At 56.0% G+C, this 23594-nt stretch carries 25 protein-coding genes; 13 read left to right on the top strand and 12 right to left on the bottom strand.

Going from position 1 to position 23594, the window contains the following annotated elements; all coding sequences use genetic code 11:
- The first annotated feature begins 49 nt into the window (after nt 1-49).
- Nucleotides 50-1150 (top strand): alpha/beta hydrolase, encoded by a 1101-nt coding sequence (locus tag AC2FJF_RS16150; protein WP_496726292.1) that lies wholly within the window; start codon nt 50-52, stop codon nt 1148-1150.
- A complete protein-coding gene (locus tag AC2FJF_RS16145; protein WP_496726291.1) occupies nt 1147-2367 on the top strand; it encodes an MFS transporter in 1221 nt (406 codons plus the stop codon). The genes AC2FJF_RS16150 and AC2FJF_RS16145 overlap by 4 nt, the downstream gene beginning before the upstream one ends.
- Here the strand turns inward: AC2FJF_RS16145 and AC2FJF_RS16140 are convergent.
- Genes AC2FJF_RS16140 through AC2FJF_RS16130 form a run of 3 tightly spaced genes read right to left on the bottom strand, consistent with a single transcriptional unit; the run spans nt 2364 to nt 4641 of the window.
- Nucleotides 2364-2951, bottom strand: coding sequence for a Smr/MutS family protein (locus AC2FJF_RS16140; protein WP_496726290.1), 588 nt, complete (start codon nt 2949-2951; stop codon nt 2364-2366). The two genes, AC2FJF_RS16145 and AC2FJF_RS16140, sit on opposite strands and share 4 nt — an antisense overlap.
- On the bottom strand, nt 2951-3985 hold the full coding sequence (gene mltA, locus AC2FJF_RS16135; RefSeq protein ID WP_282119802.1) for a murein transglycosylase A: 1035 nt from the start codon (nt 3983-3985) through the stop codon (nt 2951-2953). The genes AC2FJF_RS16140 and mltA overlap by 1 nt, the downstream gene beginning before the upstream one ends.
- Nucleotides 3982-4641 (bottom strand): Tim44/TimA family putative adaptor protein, encoded by a 660-nt coding sequence (locus tag AC2FJF_RS16130; RefSeq protein ID WP_282119801.1) that lies wholly within the window; start codon nt 4639-4641, stop codon nt 3982-3984. Before AC2FJF_RS16130 ends, mltA begins: the two co-directional genes overlap by 4 nt.
- A 107-nt stretch (nt 4642-4748) precedes the next feature.
- Between AC2FJF_RS16130 and AC2FJF_RS16125 the strand changes: the two genes are divergently transcribed.
- Both AC2FJF_RS16125 and secB read left to right on the top strand, forming a co-directional pair.
- On the top strand, nt 4749-5249 hold the full coding sequence (locus tag AC2FJF_RS16125) for an FxsA family protein (protein WP_108860513.1): 501 nt from the start codon (nt 4749-4751) through the stop codon (nt 5247-5249).
- A gap of 54 nt (nt 5250-5303) precedes the next feature.
- Nucleotides 5304-5801 carry a protein-export chaperone SecB gene (gene secB / locus AC2FJF_RS16120; protein WP_496726289.1) on the top strand — a complete coding sequence of 166 codons (498 nt, stop codon included), beginning with the start codon at nt 5304-5306 and terminating at the stop codon, nt 5799-5801.
- A 27-nt stretch (nt 5802-5828) separates the two neighbouring features.
- On the opposite strand, the gene dnaQ is transcribed toward secB, so the two are convergent.
- Genes dnaQ through AC2FJF_RS16100 form a run of 4 tightly spaced genes read right to left on the bottom strand, consistent with a single transcriptional unit; the run spans nt 5829 to nt 8563 of the window.
- The gene (gene dnaQ / locus AC2FJF_RS16115; RefSeq protein WP_496726288.1) at nt 5829-6551 is read right to left on the bottom strand and encodes a DNA polymerase III subunit epsilon; all 723 of its coding nucleotides are present in this window, start codon (nt 6549-6551) and stop codon (nt 5829-5831) included.
- Nucleotides 6544-7137: a dephospho-CoA kinase gene (gene coaE, locus AC2FJF_RS16110; RefSeq protein WP_496726287.1), complete on the bottom strand. Its 594-nt coding sequence runs from the start codon at nt 7135-7137 to the stop codon at nt 6544-6546. The genes dnaQ and coaE overlap by 8 nt, the downstream gene beginning before the upstream one ends.
- Nucleotides 7134-7967 (bottom strand): shikimate dehydrogenase, encoded by an 834-nt coding sequence (locus tag AC2FJF_RS16105; RefSeq protein ID WP_496726286.1) that lies wholly within the window; start codon nt 7965-7967, stop codon nt 7134-7136. The genes coaE and AC2FJF_RS16105 overlap by 4 nt, the downstream gene beginning before the upstream one ends.
- Nucleotides 7964-8563, bottom strand: a complete 600-nt coding sequence (locus tag AC2FJF_RS16100) for a Maf family protein (protein WP_496726285.1) — start codon at nt 8561-8563, stop codon at nt 7964-7966. Before AC2FJF_RS16100 ends, AC2FJF_RS16105 begins: the two co-directional genes overlap by 4 nt.
- A 404-nt stretch (nt 8564-8967) precedes the next feature.
- Between AC2FJF_RS16100 and AC2FJF_RS16095 the strand changes: the two genes are divergently transcribed.
- From AC2FJF_RS16095 to AC2FJF_RS16065, 7 genes are all read left to right on the top strand, one after another.
- Nucleotides 8968-9417 carry a CopD family protein gene (locus tag AC2FJF_RS16095; RefSeq protein WP_496726284.1) on the top strand — a complete coding sequence of 150 codons (450 nt, stop codon included), beginning with the start codon at nt 8968-8970 and terminating at the stop codon, nt 9415-9417.
- A 122-nt stretch (nt 9418-9539) separates the two neighbouring features.
- Entirely contained in the window at nt 9540-10811 is a 1272-nt protein-coding gene (gene rho, locus AC2FJF_RS16090; protein WP_496726283.1) for a transcription termination factor Rho, read from the top strand.
- Between the two features lie 30 nt (nt 10812-10841).
- Nucleotides 10842-12128: a tRNA uridine-5-carboxymethylaminomethyl(34) synthesis GTPase MnmE gene (gene mnmE / locus AC2FJF_RS16085; protein ID WP_496726282.1), complete on the top strand. Its 1287-nt coding sequence runs from the start codon at nt 10842-10844 to the stop codon at nt 12126-12128.
- Nucleotides 12129-12140: 12 nt separating this feature from the next.
- Nucleotides 12141-14009 carry a tRNA uridine-5-carboxymethylaminomethyl(34) synthesis enzyme MnmG gene (gene mnmG, locus AC2FJF_RS16080; protein ID WP_496726281.1) on the top strand — a complete coding sequence of 623 codons (1869 nt, stop codon included), beginning with the start codon at nt 12141-12143 and terminating at the stop codon, nt 14007-14009.
- Complete coding sequence (gene rsmG, locus AC2FJF_RS16075) at nt 14006-14620, top strand: 16S rRNA (guanine(527)-N(7))-methyltransferase RsmG (protein ID WP_496726280.1); 615 nt, start codon at nt 14006-14008, stop codon at nt 14618-14620. Before mnmG ends, rsmG begins: the two co-directional genes overlap by 4 nt.
- Nucleotides 14613-15416 carry a ParA family protein gene (locus tag AC2FJF_RS16070; RefSeq protein WP_058279264.1) on the top strand — a complete coding sequence of 268 codons (804 nt, stop codon included), beginning with the start codon at nt 14613-14615 and terminating at the stop codon, nt 15414-15416. Before rsmG ends, AC2FJF_RS16070 begins: the two co-directional genes overlap by 8 nt.
- 20 nt (nt 15417-15436) lie before the next feature.
- Nucleotides 15437-16333, top strand: a complete 897-nt coding sequence (locus AC2FJF_RS16065) for a ParB/RepB/Spo0J family partition protein (RefSeq protein ID WP_496726279.1) — start codon at nt 15437-15439, stop codon at nt 16331-16333.
- On the opposite strand, the gene AC2FJF_RS16060 is transcribed toward AC2FJF_RS16065, so the two are convergent.
- The 4 genes from AC2FJF_RS16060 to rph are packed head-to-tail and all read right to left on the bottom strand — an operon-like array spanning nt 16323 to nt 19148.
- A complete protein-coding gene (locus AC2FJF_RS16060; protein ID WP_496726278.1) occupies nt 16323-16676 on the bottom strand; it encodes a YbaN family protein in 354 nt (117 codons plus the stop codon). The genes AC2FJF_RS16065 and AC2FJF_RS16060 overlap by 11 nt on opposite strands.
- Before the next feature lie 3 nt (nt 16677-16679).
- Entirely contained in the window at nt 16680-17831 is a 1152-nt protein-coding gene (gene hemW, locus AC2FJF_RS16055) for a radical SAM family heme chaperone HemW (RefSeq protein WP_496726317.1), read from the bottom strand.
- On the bottom strand, nt 17824-18438 hold the full coding sequence (gene rdgB, locus AC2FJF_RS16050; protein ID WP_496726277.1) for an RdgB/HAM1 family non-canonical purine NTP pyrophosphatase: 615 nt from the start codon (nt 18436-18438) through the stop codon (nt 17824-17826). Before rdgB ends, hemW begins: the two co-directional genes overlap by 8 nt.
- Nucleotides 18435-19148, bottom strand: coding sequence for a ribonuclease PH (gene rph / locus AC2FJF_RS16045; RefSeq protein WP_170412685.1), 714 nt, complete (start codon nt 19146-19148; stop codon nt 18435-18437). The genes rdgB and rph overlap by 4 nt, the downstream gene beginning before the upstream one ends.
- Nucleotides 19149-19260: 112 nt before the next feature.
- Here rph and hrcA point away from each other — a divergent pair, with 112 nt between their 5' ends.
- Together hrcA and AC2FJF_RS16035 are read left to right on the top strand one after the other, a co-directional pair.
- Nucleotides 19261-20325 carry a heat-inducible transcriptional repressor HrcA gene (gene hrcA / locus AC2FJF_RS16040; RefSeq protein WP_496726276.1) on the top strand — a complete coding sequence of 355 codons (1065 nt, stop codon included), beginning with the start codon at nt 19261-19263 and terminating at the stop codon, nt 20323-20325.
- A gap of 10 nt (nt 20326-20335) precedes the next feature.
- A complete protein-coding gene (locus AC2FJF_RS16035) occupies nt 20336-20899 on the top strand; it encodes a nucleotide exchange factor GrpE (protein WP_496726275.1) in 564 nt (187 codons plus the stop codon).
- Nucleotides 20900-20930: 31 nt separating this feature from the next.
- On the opposite strand, the gene mutS is transcribed toward AC2FJF_RS16035, so the two are convergent.
- Nucleotides 20931-23546 carry a DNA mismatch repair protein MutS gene (mutS, locus tag AC2FJF_RS16030; protein ID WP_496726316.1) on the bottom strand — a complete coding sequence of 872 codons (2616 nt, stop codon included), beginning with the start codon at nt 23544-23546 and terminating at the stop codon, nt 20931-20933.
- Between the last annotated feature and the right edge of the window lie 48 nt (nt 23547-23594).

Below are 23594 nucleotides of genomic sequence, written 5' to 3'. Positions count from 1 at the left end.
CGGGCCAGAATGAGATAGCGTAGTCGCAACTCACCCAGAGGGCTGACCAGTGCTGCGCTATTTAATAATTCTGATTACATCCCTGACGCTAAGCGCCTGTGTTGATCGGACGGTAACCGAGATTGTTCCATCGGCCGCAACTGTCGGAACGCCTGAAAAGATATTCGCAGCCACGACGCGAGCGCGTGAAGCAGACGGAACTTATGGATTCAAGCGTGGGGAAGCGCTGAAGTTTTTGGAAACAACAGTGTCGATCCCGCCATCACACACGCCGGGAACATTGAAATTCTCTTATGCGAATCCGAACCCGAAAAAAGAATTTGTTCTTACAAATGTTACCGAACTGGGCGGGCCAAAGGGCTTACGCGAACATTTGCGCGGCGAAGACGATGTTACGATTTTTGTACACGGCTACAACTCGACCCAAACCGAGACGATTTTCCGCGCGGCTCAGCTGACCCATGACATTGGCCTTCCGGGATCTACTCTGGTCTATTCCTGGCCCAGCCGCGCGACCGGGTATGGATATGCCTATGATCTGGACAGCATGTTGTTTGCCCGCGACGGGTTGGAGCAGACAATCCGTGAACTGAAATCCATGGGTGTCAAACGCGTCATTCTAGTCGCGCATTCCATGGGGGGCGCATTGACGATGGAGATGATGCGCCAAACGGAACTGCAGGAACCGGGTTGGGCGAAAAGGAACCTCGAAGGGGTTGTGCTGATCTCGCCCGATCTGGATCTGGATCTGTTTCGCTCCCAGATGAGGCGGATCGACAATCCTCCCGACCCATTTATCGTGATGGTCTCGCAAAAGGACAAAATCCTGAACATTTCCGCCCGCCTGCGCGGCACGGATGAGGGTGTGCGGCTGGGAAACATCACCTCACTCGAGTCCCTCGAGGAGTTCCCGATCAACGTGATCGATACAACCGCGTTCAGCAGCGATGCGGAATCCTCGCATTTTGTGGCGGCGACTTCCCCGGCTCTGTTGTCGATCCTTAGTTCGTTGCGGCGCGTCAATAACACGTTCGGACGCGAAGACAGGCCCGGCATCGATATACTGGTGCCGCCCAGCGAGCGTAATCCAGACGGCGCCACGGAAATCGTTCTGACAGAAACAGGGCAGGCTCAGGTCACTACCCCGTGACGCAGTTTAGTTTGCGTGAATATTTTCGGGACAACGCGACCTGGTTGGGTGCGGGGGTCCTTTTGACCTTTCTGTCCAGCTTTGGGCAGACCTTCTTCATCTCGATCTTCGCTGGAAACATCCGCGCCGAATTTGGTCTTGGGCACGGCGCGTGGGGCGGTCTTTACTCTTTGGGCACCACCGTTTCGGCCATCGTTATGATCTGGGCCGGCGGGCTGACAGATGTTTTCCGCGTCCGTGTATTGGGACCCGCCGTTCTGGTCGGCCTGGCCGTGGCGGCATTGGCAATGGCCGTGAACAGCTGGCTTGTCCTGTTACCGCTGGTGGTCTTTTTGTTGCGCCTGTTCGGACAGGGGATGAGCGTCCATCTGGCACAGGTCGCCATGGCGCGATGGTTCATCGTTACACGTGGCAAAGCCCTGTCGATTGCATCGGTTGGCTACGCGATTGGTGAGGCGCTGCTGCCGCTGGCTTTCGTGGCCGCGATGGCGTTTCTGGACTGGCGATGGCTTTGGGTGTTGTCCGCAGTGGTCGTCCTGATGGGGATACCCGTTCTGACACGGCTTTTGCGTCAGGAGCGCACGCCGCAAAGTCTGGCGGATGCGTATTCAGCGACAGGGATGCAGGGTCGCCACTGGACCCGGAAAGACGCGCTGTTTCATCCGCTGTTCTGGTTCATGGCTCCAGCAATACTGGCCCCATCGGCCTTTATCACCGCGTTTTTCTTCCATCAGGTGCATCTGGCCCAGATCAAGGGCTGGCAGCATATCGAACTGGTCGCGCTGTTTCCGGTTTTCACCGGCGTTTCCTTGATTGGGATGTTTGCGGCCGGCTGGGCGCTGGACAAATGGGGCACCGCGAGGCTGATGCCTTTTTACCAAATCCCGATCGCAATTGGTTTTATGATCGCAGGAATGACAAACTCGATCGGAGGGGCCCTGATCGCAATGATCTTTCTGGGCCTGACGGTTGGAGCAAACAACACACTACCAAGCGCCTTCTGGGCAGAATTCTACGGCACCAGGCACATTGGGGCGATCAAGGCGATGGCCACAGCAGTTATGGTTTTGGGATCAGCGATCGGCCCCGGCCTGACCGGGATTTTGATCGACGCCGGTATACCGCTGAGCACACAGTTCCTGTGGATCGGAGGTGTTTTCATTCTTGTATGCCTGTCGGCTAAAATCGGAATTACGCGCGCTGTGCGCTCGCTTTAACGCGTTCGGCGCAAATAGACGTAGTAGGCCCCTTCGCCGCCGTGGCTGATATGGGCTGGGGTCACTTGCAAAACGGCCTGCGCAAGCGGCGGCAAGGCCAACCATTGCGGCACTTGGTTGCGCAATACACCGCGCGGCGTGGGGATAGGACCGGGTTCATCCCTGTCCTTTCCTTTTCCGGTGACAACCAGAACAAGGCGCTTACCTGACGCCTGGGCCGTCAGAATAAACCGGGTGAGCGCCGGATACGCAGTGTCCATGCGCATGCCATGCAGGTCCAGTTTCCCTTCAGGCCTGATCTTGCCGCGTTTCATACGGCCAAATGCCTTGGTGTCCATTTGCACCGGGCTGGTACGCAAATTTTCACTGATCGAAGGCTTTAACGCATTTCGCACGGGTTTACCGGGCGCGTTTTGTCCGACCTCGAATGCCTCAAACCGGGGTTTTGGGGGTTTGTTCGGCTTGGGTTTGGGCAGCGTGACCGGGTGGACCGATTGTGGAATTTCGGGATGCAGCCGCTCAGCCTGTTTGGCGACCTTGCGCCACAGCTCGATCTCGTCTGCCGTCAATTTGCGTCGGGACATCAGAATTCATCCGGTAACAGGGCATAGGCCCGCTGGATCGGCAGCAGCAACACCATCCGCCCCGGATCCCTGAGGCGCCCGGCGGCCTTTCCCGCCTCGTCCCCTGTGCCAAAGAATATATCCGCGCGCTGCGCCCCTTTGATGGCGGCACCGGTGTCCTGCGCAATCATCAACCTTCGCAACGGGGTCTTGCCGTCCTTTTCCACCCAAACAGGGGCACCCAGCGGCGTATGAGCCGGATCAGCTGCAATACTGCGCATCGTGGTGACCGACCGGTTCATGGCACCCAGCGGCCCAAGCTCGGGCGCAACGCGCGAGACCTCGCGGAAGAACACGTAAGAGGGGTTGTGAAACAACAACTCTGCCCCGGCTTCGGGATTTTTGCGCACCCAAGCGCGGATCATCTGGGCGCTAACCTCATGCGCACCCAGCGCCCCCTGACGAATCAGCTCAGTCCCGATGGAACGATATGGGTGACCGTTCGCGCCGCCATAGCCGACGCGCAAGGCACTGCCATCAGGAAGGCGCACACGCCCCGAGCCCTGAATCTGCAGAAAGAACAACTCGACCGGGTCATCCACCCAGGCGATCTCAAGGCCGCGGCCCTGCATCGCGTCGCCCGTCAGGATTTCACGGCGGCTGAGCCAAAGCCCTTCGGCCCGCGCCTCTGGCGGCATTTTGTAAATCGGATATTTGAACCGGTCGGTCCGGGTTTTAGACCCGTCCAGTTCAGGTTCGAAATAGCCGGTGAACAGGGCCTCTTCTCCGTCCTCGACCAGAACCGGACGAAAGAACAGCTCAAAAAACGACCGCGCCGCGTCTGCGTCGTAGGTTCGGGCGACGCGACACAATGCCTGCCAATCCGGATCGTCCAGATCGCCGCAGGTGTTCAGAAATACCGAAAGGGCCGCCCCGTGATCGTCGGCAGCCCATCCATCCAGATCGTCAAAGGAAAGAATTGATCGCGTCGGTTCCGCGCTGGCGGCAGTGGTCATAACTGCCACCAGAAATAGCGACCGGAGCGCGCCAATCATGCGTCCGTGGCAACAAGCAGCCAGTTTGGATCATCAGCGCCCATGACACGGGCAAAGGTCCAGCTGTCCTTTTGGCGTTTAATAGTGTTTGGGTTGCCTTCGATGATATCACCGCCACGATCACGCACGACCGAGGTCAGCTCGCCCACAAACCGCATGGTGATTTCCGCCTGGTTTGTGTCTTTGTCGAAGGTCGCATCCGCCAGCGCGGTTTCGCGCACGCCGACAAACTCGGCCTCGATGGTCAGACCCTGGTCTTCACGGGCCGCCACAACTGAAACAAATGTGTCAAACACCTCTTCGGACAGGAAGGGCTGGATTTCATCCAGATTGCCCTTTTCGAACCCCATGACGATCATCTCATAGGCTCCGCGGGCACCCTGCACGAATTCACCAACAGAGAATTCGGGCTCGACCCTCTTCATCGCGGCCAGCGTTTTCGCCTGTTCGCTGTCTTCGGCGACATGGTCTGTGATGTCATGATCCGGCCCGCCTTCGATCACCTCGAAGCCGCGACGCGACTTGTCCGCCTCGGGTTGCTGTTGAACAGGGGGTTTCTCAAAACCCTCACGTGTACCCAGCACGCTTTTCAGGCGCAGGATCAGGAAAACGGCAATTCCGGCCAGGACCAGCAACTGGATCATCGGTTCGTTCATTTCATCCTCTTTTCAGACCGCGACTTTGTATACGCGGCCTCATGCCACTATGTAGGTGACAGATCGTGGCAAGTCCACAGCCCGGCCTAAGGGAAAGGATAACGCAGATGTACCTGTTCTTGGCATTTTTGTTGGTGCCGATCATCGAGATCGCCCTGTTCATACAGGTCGGCGGCCTGATTGGCCTGTGGCCTACGCTGGCGATCGTCGTTCTGACGGCCGTTATCGGCACCTTTATGGTCAGGACACAAGGTCGCATGGCACTGGTCAATTTGCAGCGATCCTTTTCTGAACTGGATGACCCGACCGAGCCTTTGGCCCATGGCGCGATGATCTTGCTGTCTGGTGTTTTGCTGCTGACGCCGGGATTTTTCACCGATGCCGTTGGCTTTGCACTGCTTGTTCCGGGTATTCGAGTGGCCGTATTCAAATACCTGAAATCCAAGGCGACCATCACGCATTTCCAGATGGGCACCGGCGCGCAGTTCCGCACTGGTCCCACCCAGTTTGATCAGGATGACGTGATCGACGGAGATTTTACCGAAGTTCGCCCGCGTCAGAACCCCTCAAAGCCATCCAAATGGGTCGAAGGTCCACCCCAGCATTGAGGTGCCGCGCCCAACTTGCTAAGCAGTGGCAAATTTCATTTTCGGAGTAGATCCATGGCTGACGAAAGCCCTGCAGAAAACACCGCGGCACAGACCGCTCCTCAGATCCAGATGCGCGTTCTGGGACAGTTCATTCGCGATATGTCTTTTGAAAACGTGATGGCGCAAAAAGGCGTGTCTGGTGACGTTCAGCCCGAGATTGCCGTTCAGGTGAACCTGGACGCCAAAAAGCGCCCGACCGAGCATCAGTACGAAGTCGCCGTCAAACTGAACCTGACCTCGAAAGCTAAGGGCATGGAAGACGTTCTGTTCCTGTGCGAGCTGGATTATTGCGGTCTGTTCCACATCGAAGGCGTGGCCGAAGATCAGTTGCACCCGTTCCTGATGATCGAATGCCCGCGCATGCTGTTCCCGTTCCTGCGCCGCATCGTCAGTGACATCACCCGTGACGGTGGTTTCCCGCCAGTCAACCTGGACAACATCGACTTTGTTGCGCTGTACCGCAACGAGCTGATGCGCCGTCAGGCGGAAGCTGAGAAAACCGAAGCTTAATCGGTTGCACCCGCGCCGGGCAGGGGCTCAGGCGCGGGTCCACAGGGCGTTTTCGCCCAGCTTTTCCACAAATGTCTCATGTGCCGCGCGTTCTTCCGCGGTGATTTTCGACGCCAGCGGCGTCGGGCGCGCAGCGGGCCGCCAATCGTCCCCTCCGCCACCGGCAGAAGCCGCGCTGGTGGACAGGCCAAAGTCCGGCTGTCGCCCACCAATCAGTTCCAGATACACCTCGGCCAGAATTTCTGAATCGAGCAGCGCCCCATGCAAAACACGGTTCGTGTTGTCGATGTTGAACCGCCGGCACAACGCATCCAATGATGCAGGCGAACCCGGAAACCGTTTGCGCGCAATCGCCAGTGTGTCCAGCGCCTGATCCATCGGCAGCTGCGGCAAACCCATCCACCTGAGTTCCGCATTCAGGAATTTCATATCGAACGAGGCGTTGTGGATCACCAGTTTGGAATCCTGAATGAAATCAAGGAACCCCTGACCAACCTTGGCAAAAACCGGCTTGTCTTTCAGCGTGACCTCGCCCTTTTCCGGCGGGCGCGGAGTGTCCAGCAGGTCGGGGCCGATACCGTGCACACCAAATGCCTCTTCGGGCATCGAACGCTCGGGGTTGATGTAAACGTGATAAGTCTCACCTGTGGCCATATGGTTCCACAGTTCGACTGCGCCGATTTCTACGATCCGGTCGCCGCTTTCGGGATCAAACCCCGTGGTTTCGGTATCGAGTACAATCTCACGCATTAGCCATCCCCGCCCGTATCTGTCTGACAACATCCTGCACCTGCGCACGGGCGTGGTCCAGCGTGTCCGTCACGATCACAAAGTCCGACCGCGCGCATTTTTCATCATTGGGCATCTGCTTGGCGCGGATTTGTTCGAATTGCTCTTCGGTCATCGTTCCGCGCTCCATCACACGTCGCTTTTGCTCGTCGGCCGGGACCTGAACACAAGCAACCGCATCCATCGCCGCATTGCCGCCTGTTTCAAACAACAAAGGGATGTCGAAAACCAGAATGTCCGCCGTGGCGCTATCCCGAAAACCCACCCGGTCGGCGGCCACCAAAGGGTGAACGATGCCTTCGATCACTTTCAATGTTGTTGGGTCCGCGGAAATAGTTTGTTTCAAGGCATCCCGGCTGACCGCGCCATCAACAATTGCCTCAGGAAAGGCAGCGCGCATCGGTTCTACCGCAGCGCCGCCCGCTGAATACAGCCGATGCACAGCCGCATCCGCATCCCAAAGCGCACAGCCTTCATCCACGAACATTTGCGCCGTCGTGCTTTTGCCCATTCCGATCGAGCCCGTCAGGCCAAGAGCAAAGCTCATTCCAGCACCGTGGCGCGCAACTCATCCGTTACCTCGGGTCGTTTTCCAAACCAACGCTCAAAGCCCGGAACCGCCTGGTGCAGCAACATGCCCAGACCGTCAACTGTTGTGCACCCGGCCTCTTCGGCCGCTTGCAGAAGCTTGGTTTTCAGAGGGGCGTAGACAAGGTCGGTAACCACAGCACCCGGTTGCAAACCATCCAACGGCACACGCAATTCGGGCTGTCCCTGCATACCCAGAGATGTTGTGTTCACCACCAGCTCCGCATTCTCGATCACATTGCCGGCCTTGACCCAATCAATCACTGTAATGCGCGGCCCAAACTCTGCTTTCAATTGGTCGGCCCGGGCACGCGTGCGGTTGGTCAGCATGATCTCGGGCACTCCGGCATCCACCAGTGCCTGCAAAACGGCGCGCGCAGCCCCGCCCGCGCCGAAGACCACGGCCGGCCCATCCTGTGGGTTCCAGTCGGGCGCCCCTGCAAGCAGGTTTTCCATAAATCCGTAGCCATCGGTGTTGTCTGCGTGGATCGAGCCATCAGGCAGAAAGACAAGTGTATTTGCCGCACCAATCTTTGCCGCCCGATCCGACACGTGATCCGCAACCTGCAAGGCGGCTTCTTTATGGGGGACGGTTACATTTGCACCGACATACCCGGCTTTGGGCAGGGTCCGCAGAACACTCTCCAAATCCTCGGGTGCGACATCCATAGGGACATAGTGCCCGGGCAGCCCATAGGTCTTTAGCCAATGTCCATGCAGTTTAGGGGATTTTGAATGTCCAATAGGATGCCCAATCACGCCGGCCAATGGAATTTGGTTATCCGTCATTGATCAATCATCCCTTTCACAGCCAGAAAATTCAGCAACTCCAACAGGGGCATACCCAAAACATTAAAATAGTCGCCGTCAATGGTCGCGAAAAGGCGCACGCCTTCTTCCTCAAGCTTATAAGCCCCGACCGCATGGCGAATACTGTCCCAGTTGCGGTCTATGTAGTCGCGTAGATAGGCATCCGAACTCATCCGCATGCGCAGACGCACTTGACCAACATGGCGCCAGATGGGTTCACCATTCTGATAGATCACGGCCGCGGACAACAGCATATGCCGCTTTCCCCGCATTGCCTTCAACTGCGCAAGCGCGTCTTGGGGCGTTTCTGGTTTCGACAAAAGCTGGCCATCGAAGTCCAGCACCTGATCACAGCCCAGAACCATCGCGCCCGGGTTCTTGTCACTAACCTTGCGGGCCTTCATTTCTGCCAAAGTGTCTGCGATATCCCGAGGGGGCGCATCCTCGGCCAGCAAGGCGCGCTTGGCTGTATCTTCGTCAACGCGCGCGGTTTCCACTGCGAACGGCACGCCCGCATTGCGCAAAAGCTGCGCGCGGATAGATGACCCCGAGGCAAGGATGATGGGGACAGACATGTGGAAAACCCCCTTAGCAAATCGTTGAGCGTTCTAGGATGGTTTGTATGGTTTTCCGGTTGACACGCAACCCCGGGAATTTCGCCTAAAACTTCCTTGAGTCGTTCGAAGACCGTCCTTTTGGGACAAGGATAACTTTGCTGCACGGGAAAACTGGGATTTCCTGTCTTACCCAACGAGTTATCCCCAGACAAGCTTGAGTGGTATCGGACTAATATACTGAAATTAAATAATAAAAACTGAAATCAACAGAATCACCTATTTACGGCACAATTCTATCCACCTGGGGAAAACACATGCGTAAAAAAGTAATCCACGGAATTTACTCACCCTACAAAACCATCATCCTTTTTCTTTTCCTATTTTTTTATTAGGGAGGGTTCCAACCAAAGTCCGGAGCCAGAATGACCGATCTTCTTTTCACGATTTACCCGTGGGTGAAGTCATTGCACATCATGGCTGTGATTTCATGGATGGCAGGTTTGTTCTATTTGCCCAGACTATACGTCTATCACGTTGAGAAAGCCCAACACGTCGAAGGCGCAGAAACCATCTTCTTTGAGATGGAAGAGAAACTGCTGCGTGTGATCATGCGCCCTGCAATGTATGTTGCGTGGCTTTGCGGGCTGATCATGGTTTTCACGCCCGGCATCGTGGGGTGGGATTGGTCCTGGCCCTGGATCAAGGGTGCTGCCGTAATTGGCATGACCTGGTTCCATCATTGGCTGATGGCGAGACGTAAGGATTTCTTGGAAGGCCGAAACAAGCTTACTGGACGGCAATTTCGCATGATGAACGAGGTTCCGACCGTTCTGATGATTATCATCGTTCTGGCGGCCGTTGTGAAGTTCTGAGGGCCTGTTTGACTCCGAGGGCAGTCGCGCTTATGTAGGGATCAACACGCCCGTCCGGGCGGCGTATCTTCCGTACTGAAATTCCACTTCGTGCCGCAATGTCAGCGGCGAAGGTATATATCATGTCCACTGAATCCCTGAATCTGGCCGACCTGAAGGCCAAAAGCCCCAAAGACCTTCTGGCGATGGCCGAAGAGTTGGAGATCGAAAACGCCTCGACCATGCGAAAAGGCGAGATGATGTTCCAGATTCTGCGCGAACGCGCGGATGAAGGCTGGACCGTTGGCGGCGACGGCGTGCTGGAAGTGCTGCAAGACGGCTTCGGCTTTCTGCGCTCGCCCGAGGCAAACTATTTGCCAGGTCCGGATGATATCTATGTCTCGCCCGACATGATCCGCCAGCATGCCTTGCGCACCGGTGATACGGTCGAAGGGGATATCAAAGCGCCTGATGATAATGAGCGTTACTTTGCGCTGATCAAGGTCACCAAGATCAACTTTGAAGAACCGGAAAAAGCCAGACACAAGATCGCGTTTGACAACCTGACGCCGCTCTATCCCGATGAACGCCTGAAGATGGAGATCGAGGATCCCACCATCAAGGACAAGTCGGCGCGTGTGATCGATCTGGTGGCCCCGATCGGTAAAGGCCAGCGATCGCTGATTGTGGCGCCGCCGCGGACCGGTAAGACAGTGATCCTGCAGAACATCGCGCATTCGATCGAACAGAACCACCCAGAGTGCTATCTGATCGTTCTGCTGATCGACGAGCGCCCCGAAGAGGTGACCGACATGCAGCGTTCGGTGAAGGGTGAAGTTGTGTCTTCAACCTTCGACGAACCCGCAACGCGCCACGTGGCTGTGTCTGAGATGGTGATCGAAAAAGCCAAGCGTTTGGTCGAACATAAACGAGATGTTGTTATTCTTCTTGACTCGATCACAAGACTTGGTAGGGCCTTCAACACTGTGGTGCCATCATCGGGTAAAGTTCTGACCGGTGGTGTGGACGCGAATGCTCTGCAACGGCCCAAGCGGTTCTTTGGTGCCGCGCGGAATATCGAAGAGGGTGGTTCGCTGACCATCATCGCCACCGCGTTGATCGACACCGGCAGTCGGATGGACGAAGTTATCTTCGAAGAATTCAAAGGCACCGGTAACTCAGAAATCGTTCTGGATCGCAAGATCGCAGATAAGCGCGTGTTCCCGGCCATCGACATCCTAAAATCCGGCACCCGGAAAGAGGATCTGCTGGTCGACAAGGGCGATCTGGCCAAGACATTCGTCTTGCGTCGTATCCTCAACCCGATGGGCACAACCGACGCGGTCGAGTTCCTGTTGTCCAAGTTGAAACAGACCAAGACGAACGGTGAGTTCTTCGATTCGATGAACACCTGACACAGGTCTTAAACGACGCGAGGCCTTCGAATGGATACGATATTCGCCTTGGCCAGCGCGCAAGGCAAAGCCGGGGTGGCGGTCATCCGCCTCTCGGGACCACACGCGCATTCCGCAGCTGCCAGCTTAACTGGAAGTCCGTTGCCATTTCGTGGCATGCGAGTCCGGTCGTTATATGCTGCGGATGGCGCACGGTTGGATGACGGGCTGGTTCTGACCTTTCAAGCCCCGGCCAGTTTTACCGGCGAAGACGTGGCTGAACTGCAGATCCATGGTAGCACCGCTTCGGTTAACGCAGTGATGCGGTGCCTTTCCGATATGGACGGGCTGCGACTGGCGGAGCCTGGTGAGTTCACCCGACGCGCGCTGGAAAACGGCAAGATGGACCTGACACAGGTCGAAGGTCTTGCTGATCTGATTGATGCGGAAACCGAGGCGCAACGCAAACAAGCGCAAACTATTCTGGCTGGTGATTTGGGTGTATTGGCGGAACGGTGGCGACGCGATCTGATCCGTGCTGCATCCTTGCTGGAAGCCGTCATTGATTTCGCGGATGAGGATGTTCCAACAGACGTTACACCTGAGGTAAAATCCCTTGTGAAGGATGTCATGGCTGATCTGCAACGTGAAGCAGATGGCGTACAGATTGCAGAGCGCATTCGAACGGGGTTTGAAGTCGCGATTGTTGGTCTTCCGAATGCCGGAAAATCAACCTTGTTAAATGCACTGGCAGGGCGTGAGGCGGCGATTACTTCGGAGTATGCCGGAACTACTCGCGATGTAATCGAGGTTCGAATGGATCTTGCAGGACTTCCGGTCACATTGCTGGACACCGCAGGATTGCGGGAAACTGAGGATCACGTCGAAAGCCTGGGAATTGAACTGGCTAGAAAGCGGGCGGATTCAGCTGATTTGCGTGTGTTTCTGACAGATGACCCGAAGGACCTGGGTGTTCAGATGATGAATGGCGATATACTGGTTTTGCCGAAATCTGATCTTCGAGATCCATCCGAAGGTGGAATATCCGGAAAAACAGGGCAGGGTATTGATCAACTCATTTCCCAGATTTCGGATGTGCTTAGTACCCGAACTACAAGTAGTGGTATTGCGACGCGGGAAAGGCACCGGGTTGCCTTGATCAAATCGCGGGAATCCCTGAGTTCTGCTATGGCGGTTCTGGAATCGGGTCCAGACTTGTATGATATCGCATCAGAAGAATTACGCACGGCGATCCGTGCCCTAGAAACCTTGGTTGGCAGAATCGGTGTTGAAGACCTTTTGGATGAGATCTTCTCGAGTTTCTGCCTGGGTAAGTAAGGAGTGTTTCACGTGAAACATTCAGATTTCGACGTGATTGTAATTGGCGCAGGCCATGCGGGTACAGAAGCAGCTCATGCAGCAGCGCGTATGGGTGTCAAGACAGCACTGGTCACATTGTCCGCGTCAGATATAGGCGTCATGTCTTGTAACCCGGCAATTGGTGGGCTGGGTAAAGGCCATTTGGTCCGTGAAATTGATGCCCTGGATGGTGTCATGGGACGTGTTGCCGATCAGGCCGGCATTCAATTCCGCTTGCTTAATCGACGCAAAGGACCAGCCGTTCAAGGTCCCAGAACACAGGCAGATCGTGCGCTGTACCGCGCGGCCATGCAGAAAGAGACGGAAAAACAGACAGATCTTTTCGTCGTTACCGGGGAAGTTGTCGATTTCCTGATGGACGGGAACCAAGTTTCAGGTGTGAAACTGGCCGACGGTTCTGAAATCAAGAGTAGAACGGTTATCCTGACGTCCGGAACCTTCTTGCGCGGTGTCATTCATATTGGTGATGTATCTCGGCCCGGCGGTCGTATGGGTGATCGCCCGTCAGTCAAATTGGCAGAACGGCTCGACAGTTTCGAGCTACCCCTGGGGCGTTTGAAAACAGGAACACCGCCGAGGCTGGATGGCCGGACGATTGATTGGAGTGATCTGGAACAACAAGACGGGGATGATGACCCAACCTTGTTTTCATTCCTGTCAACAAAGGTGATTGCACCTCAGATTTCTTGCGGAATCACGCATACAAACGCACGGACGCACGAAATCATTGAAAAAAACTTGTCTCGATCAGCGATGTATGGCGGACATATTGATGGGGTGGGCCCCAGGTATTGCCCATCCATCGAGGATAAGATCGTACGCTTTGCAGATAAGGAATCACATCAGATTTTCCTGGAACCCGAAGGCGTCGATGATCACACAATCTATCCAAACGGGATTTCGACCTCTCTACCGCAGGATGTACAGCTTGAGTATGTGCGGTCAATCAAAGGTCTTGAAGCAGCAGAGATCCTGCAACCTGGTTATGCGATCGAGTATGACTATGTGGATCCGCGTGTTTTGACATCGACTCTCGCGCTACCAGATGTCGAAGGACTATATCTAGCAGGGCAAATAAACGGAACCACAGGATATGAGGAGGCAGCTGCGCAAGGCTTGGTTGCGGGGTTGAATGCTGCGCTAAAGGTGCTTGACCGGGAACCGCTGCATTTTACACGTGCTGACAGTTATATCGGCGTGATGATCGACGACCTGACAACACGCGGTGTTGTGGAACCTTATCGGATGTTCACGTCACGCGCAGAATTCCGTTTATCACTACGTGCGGATAATGCAGACCAGCGCCTTACGCCAATTGGGTTGGATATCGGCTGTGTTGGCGGTAAGCGGAGCGGCATATTTTCAAATAAGATGGAGAGGTTGTCCGCCGCAAAATCCCAGCTGACAGAAAAAACCTTTACTCCAAAAGAAGTTCGAGCGGCTGGTATCAATGTCAATCAAGATGGAAACCGCAGGGACGGGATGGCTATTCTGGCGTTCCCGGATGTTCACTTTGGTGATCTTGTTCCCCTGATGCCCGAGATTGAGAGTGTTGAGGAGGAAATCCGTCTACAAGTAGAGCGGGACGCTTTGTACGCAAACTACATTGCCCGGCAACAAAAAGATGTTGAGGCGATGAAACGCGATGAATCATATGAGATTCCACGGGGTTTCGACTATTTTGCGATGGAAGGGCTATCTTCTGAAATGAAGCAAAAGCTTTCAAATGCAAAGCCAGAGAACATTGCGCAGGCGGGGCGCGTTGAAGGGGTTACTCCTGCGGCGCTGACGCTGTTGTTGGCTAAGCTTCGCCGCGATCAGAAGGTCCGCAAGGTATGAATGGGACCACTATTGATGATTTGGATGTTTCACGTGAAACATTTGAGCGTCTCACAGCCTATGTGGAGCTTGTTAAGCGGTGGAACCCGAAAATCAATCTTGTTTCACGGAAAAGCTTGGATGACATCTGGGTTCGACACATAAAGGATTCCGTACAAGTCTATAGATGCGCAGGGCCATTCGAAAACTGGGTAGATTTAGGTAGCGGAGGCGGGTTCCCCGGGATGGTATGTGCCATAATGGCCATTGAAGACGCACCAGATGCCCAGTTCATGTTCATAGAAAGCGACCAACGAAAGTCTGCCTTTCTGCGCAATGTAGCACGTGAATGCGGCGCGAAATGCACCGTTATTTCCAAGCGAATCGAAGTGGTTGAACCGTTGAGCGCAGATATCCTTTCTGCGCGGGCCCTCGCCGATCTTCCTACGCTATTGTCCTTTTGCAACAGACATTTGAGCAAAAAGGGGCTGGCGCTGTTGCCGAAAGGCGAAAGGTGGAAAAAAGAGCTGGAAGAGGCGCAGGAAGAATGGAATTTCGACGTTGACCCGATTACAAGTTTAACTGAGCCTCAGGCCGTTATCCTTAAAATCAAAGGAGTATCACGTGGTTGATTTGTCTCGTCCCTCAGGGCCCCGGATTATTGCGGTAGCCAATCAGAAGGGCGGGGTTGGGAAAACCACAACAGCGATCAACCTTGCGGCCGGTCTGGCCGAGGCTGGATGCAAAGTGCTGGTTGTTGATCTTGATCCTCAGGGGAACGCATCCACCGGATTGGGGGTCGAAGATCGGGATTGGACGACGTATGATCTGATATTGGATGATGCCCCTTTGGAGGCGGTTGTTCAGGAAACCGAAATCGAGGGGTTGTTTGTTGTCCCGGCGACGGTTGATCTAAGCTCGGCAGATATTGAGCTGATATCCAATGAAAAACGCAGCTATCTGTTGCATGACGCGCTGCGTCAAACCGCAATCGACAAGTTTGACCTGGATTTTGTGCTAATCGACTGCCCGCCTTCGCTAAATCTTCTGACTGTCAACGCTATGGTCGCTGCACATTCTGTCCTGGTGCCGTTGCAGAGTGAGTTCTTTGCATTGGAAGGATTGTCACAACTAATGCTGACCATCCGAGAGGTGCGCCAGACCGCGAATCCGGACCTTAGAATCGAAGGTGTTGTGTTGACTATGTATGACAACCGCAACAACTTGTCCCGCCAGGTCGAAAAAGACGCGCGTGACAATCTGGGTGAGATGGTATTTAAAACCAAGATACCCAGAAATGTGCGGGTCAGCGAGGCTCCGTCTTACGCGTTGCCTGTGTTGCAATACGACTCGGGATCGCTGGGGGCGATGGCTTATCGGCATTTGGCCCGCGAAGTCATGCACAAGAATAAGAAAGTCGCCGCCTAAGCGACAGTGAGGAGGGCACCGTGGCCGCCAAAAAAACAAAACCCAGAGGTTTGGGCCGGGGACTTTCCGCTTTGATGGCGGATGTGACGCAGGATACCGGGGGGCTTATGCCCTCAGACCCGCGCCGTCCGGATATGAAAGTCCCGATTGAAAAACTGCGAGCGAACCCGAACCAGCCACGCAGAACCTTTCAGCAAGAGCGATTGGATGAACTTGCGGCCTCGGTCAAAGAAAAGGGCATCATTCAGCCGCTGATCGTGCGTGAGGTTCGTGGCGGCGACTATGAAATCGTGGCAGGCGAACGCCGCTGGCGTGCGGCTCAGATGGCGCAGCTGCATGATATCCCGGTTATCGTGCGGGATTTTGACGACACCGAAGTTCTGGAAGTCGCCATTATCGAGAATATTCAACGCGCAGACCTGAACGCTGTTGAAGAGGCCGCGGGTTACAAGCAGTTGATGGACCGTTTTGGCCATACACAGGAAAAACTGGCCGAAGCATTGGGTAAAAGCCGCAGCCATATTGCGAACCTTTTACGTTTGCTGTCGTTGCCTATGGACGTTCAGAAGCTTGTTGTTGAAGGAAAACTGTCTGCCGGTCATGCCCGGGCGCTGATCACAGCTGAAGACCCCTCTGAGCTGGCGAAGATCGTCGTCAAGGATGGGCTAAGCGTGCGTGCGACCGAAGCGCTGGTGAAAAAACAACAGCAGGGGGATGCTCCTCAGGCGGCGCCGCGGTCCAGAAACCTGAATGCTGGCAAGGATGCGGATACACGCGCGTTGGAGAAGGATCTTTCGGCCATTCTGGCGATGAAAGTAGCCATCAACCACAAAGCGGGATCGGAAGCGGGGCAGGTCGTGCTGACCTACGAAAACCTCGATCAATTGGACGATCTGTGCGCCAAGCTCAGCCGTTAGGGCGGGTCCAGACAAAAATCATAACGCCGCTGAGGACGACTGCCTGAATGATCAGGACGTGGCTTGGAAGTGCAAGAATCACAGACAATCCAAAAACGGCGGCAACCGATAGGGTGGCCGCCTTTTTTGCGGCCGGACGAATGGCGCCCGAGCGTTGCCAATCCAAGATCATCGGCCCGAAGGTTCCATGACTGACCAGCCAAGTGTGCAGTCGGGAGGAAGATCGGGCAAAAAAGAACGCGGCCAGCAACAGAAACGGGACTGTTGGAAGTAGGGGCAATACAATGCCGACAACAGCAAGCCCGACGCAGATCAATCCCATTGCGGCCCAGAGGTACTGCATCGTTTATCCCAATAACTCTCGGATGACCGCATTCAGGACTGCGCGACCATCTTTAGTGGCGATCAATCGGCCGTTTGACCGGTGTATCATACCCAGCTCTTCTAGGTCTCTCAGTTTGTTTTCTGGCAGTGTGAGATCGGAAAGCGCATTGAAGCGTTCAACATCTAGTCCTTCGGCAATTCTCATGCCCATCATAAGGTATTCACTTGCCTGATCTTGCGTAGATAGCAATGATCTTTCTTTCTCGCCGTTTCCTTTTTCAACAGCACTGAGCCAGGCGTTGGGTGACAGATAGGTCTCTGTCGCTATCTTCTGGCCGTCCAGCGTAATACGCCCGTGCGCGCCGGGGCCGACACCGACGTAATCTCCGTAACGCCAATAGATCAAGTTGTGCCGGGATTCTGCCCCCGGACGGGCATGGTTGGAAACCTCATAGGCGGGCAGCCCGTGGGCTTCGCATAACTCTTGCGTGGCAAGATACATATCGGCGGCGTGGTCGTCCTCGGGCAGTCCACGCAGCTTGCCGACTGCATAGCGGTCCCCAAAGGCGGTGCCTTCCTCGATCGTCAGTTGATAGAGCGACAGGTGGTCGATAGCCATCGACAGTGCCTCAGTCAGCTCCGCTTGCCAGGAATCCGGGGTTTGATGTTGACGCGCATAAATCATGTCAAAGCTGACCCGGTCGAAACAGTTGCGGGCGATATCAAATGCTGCGCGGGCTTCGGCGGCCGTGTGGATGCGGCCCAGTCGACGCAGGTCTTCGTCATTCAGGGCCTGAACGCCCATGGAAACTCGGTTCACGCCTGCATCGCGATAGGCGGCAAACCGGCCTGCCTCGACCGATCCGGGGTTGGCCTCAAGCGTGACTTCCATGTCATTTGCAGGGCGCCAAAGCTTGCGCGCCTCGTCGATAATGGCCGCCACCGTTTCTGGTGCCATAAGGGACGGCGTGCCGCCGCCAAAGAAGATTGTGTTCAAAACCCGGTCAGGGGTTTCAGATGCCGAGCGGTGCAGTTCAGCTAAATAAGATCTAAGCCATTGTTTTTGTTCAATATTTCTCGAAACATGGCTGTTAAAATCGCAATAGGGGCACTTAGCCTCACAAAAAGGCCAGTGCACATAGAGGCCGAAGCCTCCATGCCGCCAGTCATCCACCGAAACAGCCTTGAACAAAGGCGTTTACGGCGCGTCCGCGATGGCTGATTTTGTGTTTTTCCTCCGGAACCATTTCTGCACAGGTCACATCGTGCCCGTCCGGTTGGAACATCGGGTCATAGCCGAAGCCGTTTTCGCCACGGATGGGCCAGACAAGCTGACCGGGCATGACACCCTCAAACACTTCGTCGTGACCATCAGGCCAGGCCAGAACCAGCGTGCAGCGAAATTGTGCTGTGCGTGGATGAGGCGCCTGTGCGGCCTCAAGTTCATCATGTGCGCGGGTCATCGCCATCAGGAAATCGCGGCCATTGCCGGTTTCTGCCCAATCGGCGGTGTAGACACCGGGCGCGCCGTCCAGCGCGTCAATGGTGATCCCGGAATCGTCCGACAGGGCAGGCAGGCCGGTAGCTTGTGCCGCCGCATGGGCCTTGATCCGGGCGTTACCGACGAACGTTTCTTCGGTCTCTTCCGGTTCCGGCAGGTTCATCTCTGCCGCGCCAACAACCTTCACGCCGAAGGCCTCAAGCAGATGGGTCATCTCCTCAAGCTTGCCTTTGTTGTGCGTGGCCACCAGCAGCCTGTCGCCGTCGAACTTGCGGGTCATGCGGTGGCTGCCTTTTGCGCTGCGGCCAGTTCACCGACGCCTTTTTCGGCCAGATCCATCAGTTGATCCATCTGGGCGCGGCTAAAGACTGAGCCTTCGGCGCTCATCTGCACTTCGATCAGCTTGCCTGATCCGGTCATGATAAAGTTTCCGTCGACGCCAGCTTCGCTGTCTTCGGGGTAATCCAAATCCAGCACCGGCTGACCGGCATAGATGCCACAAGAGACCGCTGCTACCGGATCGACCAGCGGGTCAGAAATCACGTCGCCAGCCTTCATCAGTTTGTTCACCGCCAGACGCAGCGCGACCCAACCACCGGTGATCGAGGCGCAACGGGTGCCGCCATCGGCCTGAATTACATCGCAATCCACCGTGATCTGACGTTCGCCCAGTGCAACCCGATCCACACCGGCGCGCAGGGCGCGACCGATCAGCCGCTGGATTTCCACGGTGCGACCACCTTGCTTGCCCGAGGCCGCCTCGCGCCGCATGCGGGTGTTGGTTGCACGGGGCAGCATGCCGTATTCGGCAGTGACCCAACCCAGGCCCGAGCCTTTGATGAACGGTGGCACGCGATCCTCGATCGTGGCGGTGCACAGAACATGGGTGTCGCCCATTTTGATCAGGCAGGAACCTTCGGCATGTTTGGTAAAGCCCGTCTCGATTGAAACGGCGCGCATTTCGTTTAAATCACGTCCTGAGGGTCGCATGGAAAATCCTTTGTTTGCTGGGTTGGGGATAACGTCCCCGTGCCTTAGGATGCAACCCCGATTGACCTTTCAGATGTCTGCGATTTAATGCCGATCCAGCAGAGGATTGCCGATGAGCAAAGCAAGTAGAGTTCTGGACGAAATGAATGACCGGTCACGCGAGGTGTTCCGGTTGATCGTCGAGAGCTATCTGGACAGTGGCGAACCGGTTGGAAGTCGCACGCTGACGCGCACGTTGTCGGAAAAGGTCAGCGCGGCGACCGTGCGAAACGTCATGCAGGATCTGGAGTTTCTGGGTCTGCTCGACAGCCCTCATGTCAGTGCGGGGCGGATTCCAACGCAGCAGGGGTTGCGGATGTTTGTCGATGGGTTGCTGGAAGTGGGTGATCTTGGTGTAGACGATCGGCAGAAGTTGGATGAGACATTAGGCTCTAACGCGGGTGATGTGGGCGGGATGCTGGACCGAGTTGGTTCGGCCTTGTCACACGTGACACATGGCGCATCGCTGGTTCTGACCCCAAAGCAAGAGTCTGAGATCAAGCATATTGAGTTCGTCTCGCTGGCCCATGACCGCGCTTTGGTGGTTCTGGTCTTTGCGGATGGGCATGTGGAAAACCGTCTATTTACGCCTCCGCCGGGCCAGACACCCAGTTCGATGCGAGAGGCGGCGAACTTTCTGAATTCCCTGATCGAAGGACGAACGCTCAGCGAAGTACTGCGTCAGATGCAGACCCAGATTACCGCGCGCAGGCAGGAAATTGATATTTTAGCGCGCGAGATGGTCGAAAGCGGCATGGCCGCTTGGGATGGGGATGGGACCGACTCGGCCCGTTTGATCGTGCGCGGGCGGGCGAATCTGCTGGGGGAGCCAGGCGAAGCCGAGGAATTGGACCGAATCCGAACGTTGTTTGACGACCTGGAGCGAAAGCAAGACATTGCTGAATTCCTCGAATTGACCGAAGAAGGCGAGGGTGTGCGCATTTTTATCGGCTCTGAGAACAAACTTTTCTCACTTTCGGGTTCCTCTTTGGTGGTGTCTCCATATATGAACGCTGATCGAAAGATAATTGGTGCGGTTGGGGTCATCGGACCCACTCGTCTGAACTATGGACGGATTGTACCGATCGTGGACTATACGGCGCAACTGGTCGGCAAACTGATTTCCGACCGGAGCTAGAGGGTAAGAGATGGCAGAGCCCAAGAACGAAGAATTTCTGGACGATATCGCAACCGCTGAGGCGGAAGAACTGGCCGAGGAATTTGCCGAAATCAGTGAAGAAGCGCTGGAAATTGATGCGCTGCGTGCTGAGCGAGACGATTTCAAGGACAAGTTCATGCGCGCGCTGGCGGATGCAGAAAACGCGCGCAAGCGTGGCGACAGAGCGCGCCGCGATGCCGAACAATATGGCGGATCGAAGCTGGCCCGTGACATGCTGCCGGTTTACGACAACATGAAACGTGCGCTTGAAGCCGCGACCGATGAGCAGAAAGAAGTGGCGGGACCCCTTCTGGAAGGCGTCGAACTGACCATGCGCGCGCTGAAAGACGTGTTCCAGAAGCATGGGATCGAAGTGATCACGCCCGAAGTTGGCGACCGGTTTGATCCCAACGTGCATGAAGCGATGTTTGAGGCTCCGGTGCCGGGCACCCGCGCCGGTGACATCATTCAGGTTTCAGCCGAAGGCTTCATGCTGCATGACCGCTTGCTGCGCCCTGCGCAGGTTGGGGTGTCTTCAACCCCTGCAAGCTGAGCGATTTCAGTTCATACGAATAACGAGGCGGTCAGGTTCTGGCCGCCTCTTTTAGTTTGTAGAGCAGGTCTAGGGCTTCACGCGGGGTCAGTTCGTCCGGCAGGATGTCGTCAAGCATGTCGGTGATGGGTGACGCTTTGGGTGCCGGAGGCGGTGGAGGTGGTGCGGCGGAAAACAAAGGCAGGTCGTCAATCAATGTCTTTTGCTTGCCGCCTTCGCGTTCGGTTTTTTCCAACTGATCCAGAACTATACGGGCCCGTTCGACCACTGATGTGGGTAGCCCGGCTAATTGAGCGACCTGAACACCATAGGACCTGTCGGCCGCGCCCTTGTGAACTTCGTGCAGGAAGATCACTTCGCCCCCCCATTCTTTGACGGCAACGGTGGCGTTTTCTACGCCTTCCAGTTTGCCGGCAAGTGCGGTGAGTTCATGGTAATGGGTTGCGAACAGGGCCCGGCATTTGTTGGAGGCGTGCAGATGTTCCAGCGTGGCCCAGGCGATGGACAGGCCATCATAGGTGGCCGTGCCGCGACCTATTTCATCAAGAATAACGAGAGCGCGGTCATCAGCCTGATTGAGGATGGCGGCGGTTTCGACCATTTCGACCATAAAGGTCGAGCGTCCGCGGGCCAAATCATCCGACGCTCCGACGCGGCTGAACAGTTGGCTGACTAGCCCGACATGCGCCTGTTCCGCAGGCACGTAACTGCCCATCTGGGCAAGCAGGGCAATCAGGGCATTCTGGCGTAGGAAGGTCGATTTACCGGCCATGTTGGGACCTGTCAGCAGCCAGATCGCCGCGCCTTTATCAGCACTGAGATCGCAGTCATTGGCGATGAAGGCGTCGCCGTTTTGCTGGCGCAATGCCTGTTCGACCACCGGGTGTCTTCCGCCCTGAACATCGAACGCGCGTGAGGCATCAACTTGCGGGCGACACCAGTTTTCACCACGCGCCAGATCGGCCAGAGCAGTGGTCAGATCCAGTTCAGCCAAACCGCGCGCTGCTTGGTTGAGCCGTGCGGCCTTATCCAGAATTTCGCTAGAAAGCCTTGCATAGAGCCGTTTTTCTATCTCAAGCGCCAAGTTTCCGGCGTTTAGAATGCGGGTCTCGATCTCGGACAGCTCCACTGTCGTGAACCGGACTTGGTTGGCGGTTGTTTGGCGGTGGATATAGGTCTCAGAAAATGGAGGATTCAGCATTTTCTCGGCATGGGTAGCCGTTGTTTCGATGAAATAGCCCAGCACATTGTTATGCTTGATCTTCAGTGACGTGATGCCGGTGTGTTCCGCATATTTCTGCTGAAACCCGGCAATGACGGAACGACCTTCGTCGCGTAGGGTGCGGGCTTCGTCCAGTTCGGCATCATAACCCGGGGCGATGAACCCGCCGTCTCGGGCCAGCAATGGGGGTTCGGCCACAAGCGCTTCGTCAAGCAGGTTCAGTAGGTCGTCAAATCCGACCAGATTTTGAAGGGCAGTGGCCAGAAGAACCGGCAGGTCTTGACCCGCGCAGAGTTCAGCGATTGCGGCGGCCTGTGTCAGGCCGTTGCGAATGGCGGTCAGATCCCGCGGGCCACCCCGATCCAGTGACAGTCGGGACAGCGCCCGGTCCAGATCCGGGGTCTTGCGCAAAGCCTCACGCAGGTCTGATGTGATCAAGCTGTCTTCGGCCGCAAAAGTTACAGCATCCAGCCGCCCATGGATGACGTCCAGATTGCGGGATGGGCTGGAAAGCCGCTGGTCCAACAGTCGTGCACCACCCGGTGTGACGGTGCGATCCATCACAGACAGCAGCGAACCAGCGCGGCCACCGGACAGGGATCGGGTCAGTTCCAGATTGCGCCGTGTGGCAGCGTCGATCTGAACGACTCGGTCCTCGGATTCTTTCAGTGGGGTTTGCAGAAGCGGCAGTTTGCCTTTTTGCGTGATTTCCAGATAGTCGATCAACGCACCCATGGCCGAAATCTCAGCCCGGCCGAAACTGCCAAACGCGTCCAGTGCGCCCACATGAAACAGCCTGCAGATGCGCTTTTCCGCCGCAGTGCTGTCGAAGCTGGCCCGCCCGATTGGGGTCAGTGAGATACCCAGATCCATAACGGGTTCGTTCAGTTTGTCCTGCACACCATCGGCCACGATCAACTCGGATGGTGCCAACCGGGCCAGTTCGGGACTGAGGCGCACTGAGGTCAAAGGCATCACGTGAAACGCCCCAGTTGAGATATCGGCCCAAGCCAGCGCGGCCTCATCGCGAACCTCGGCATAGGCGGCCAGGAAGTTGTGGCGGCGAGCCTCAAGCAGGGCATCTTCGGTCAACGTGCCAGGCGTAACAAGGCGCACAACATCGCGCTTTACGACCGATTTAGAGCCTCTTTTCTTTGCTTCAGCCGGGCTTTCCATCTGTTCGCAGACAGCCACGCGAAACCCTTTCCGGATCAGCGTCAGCAGATACCCCTCGGCCGCATGGACGGGCACGCCGCACATCGGAATGTCGGTGTCGTTATGCTTTCCGCGCTTGGTTAAGGCGATGTCCAGCGCTTCGGCGGCGTTGACGGCGTCCTGAAAGAACATCTCGTAAAAGTCGCCCATGCGGTAAAACAGCAAGGCATCGGCATGCGCCTCTTTGATTTCGAGATATTGCGCCATCATCGGCGTGACTGTGGACAAGGCTGACCCCTTTTGGCGTATTCCGGTCGC

It is taken from the genome of Ruegeria sp. CDSB013 (assembly GCF_059611165.1).
Note: the sequence above shows the minus strand (reverse complement) of the source record. Positions and strands in the feature narration are given on the sequence as shown.

Coding starts and splice junctions, on each gene's coding strand:
- AC2FJF_RS16140 (WP_496726290.1), bottom strand. CDS start 2,951: ATGTCCCGACGCAAATTGACGGCAGACGAGATCGAGCTGTGGCGCAAG.
- mltA (WP_282119802.1), bottom strand. CDS start 3,985: ATGATTGGCGCGCTCCGGTCGCTATTTCTGGTGGCAGTTATGACCACT.
- AC2FJF_RS16130 (WP_282119801.1), bottom strand. CDS start 4,641: ATGAACGAACCGATGATCCAGTTGCTGGTCCTGGCCGGAATTGCCGTT.
- AC2FJF_RS16125 (WP_108860513.1), top strand. CDS start 4,749: ATGTACCTGTTCTTGGCATTTTTGTTGGTGCCGATCATCGAGATCGCC.
- secB (WP_496726289.1), top strand. CDS start 5,304: ATGGCTGACGAAAGCCCTGCAGAAAACACCGCGGCACAGACCGCTCCT.
- dnaQ (WP_496726288.1), bottom strand. CDS start 6,551: ATGCGTGAGATTGTACTCGATACCGAAACCACGGGGTTTGATCCCGAA.
- coaE (WP_496726287.1), bottom strand. CDS start 7,137: ATGAGCTTTGCTCTTGGCCTGACGGGCTCGATCGGAATGGGCAAAAGC.
- AC2FJF_RS16105 (WP_496726286.1), bottom strand. CDS start 7,967: ATGACGGATAACCAAATTCCATTGGCCGGCGTGATTGGGCATCCTATT.
- AC2FJF_RS16100 (WP_496726285.1), bottom strand. CDS start 8,563: ATGTCTGTCCCCATCATCCTTGCCTCGGGGTCATCTATCCGCGCGCAG.
- AC2FJF_RS16095 (WP_496726284.1), top strand. CDS start 8,968: ATGACCGATCTTCTTTTCACGATTTACCCGTGGGTGAAGTCATTGCAC.
- rho (WP_496726283.1), top strand. CDS start 9,540: ATGTCCACTGAATCCCTGAATCTGGCCGACCTGAAGGCCAAAAGCCCC.
- mnmE (WP_496726282.1), top strand. CDS start 10,842: ATGGATACGATATTCGCCTTGGCCAGCGCGCAAGGCAAAGCCGGGGTG.
- rsmG (WP_496726280.1), top strand. CDS start 14,006: ATGAATGGGACCACTATTGATGATTTGGATGTTTCACGTGAAACATTT.
- AC2FJF_RS16060 (WP_496726278.1), bottom strand. CDS start 16,676: ATGCAGTACCTCTGGGCCGCAATGGGATTGATCTGCGTCGGGCTTGCT.
- rdgB (WP_496726277.1), bottom strand. CDS start 18,438: ATGACCCGCAAGTTCGACGGCGACAGGCTGCTGGTGGCCACGCACAAC.
- rph (WP_170412685.1), bottom strand. CDS start 19,148: ATGCGACCCTCAGGACGTGATTTAAACGAAATGCGCGCCGTTTCAATC.
- hrcA (WP_496726276.1), top strand. CDS start 19,261: ATGAGCAAAGCAAGTAGAGTTCTGGACGAAATGAATGACCGGTCACGC.
- AC2FJF_RS16035 (WP_496726275.1), top strand. CDS start 20,336: ATGGCAGAGCCCAAGAACGAAGAATTTCTGGACGATATCGCAACCGCT.
- mutS (WP_496726316.1), bottom strand. CDS start 23,546: ATGATGGCGCAATATCTCGAAATCAAAGAGGCGCATGCCGATGCCTTG.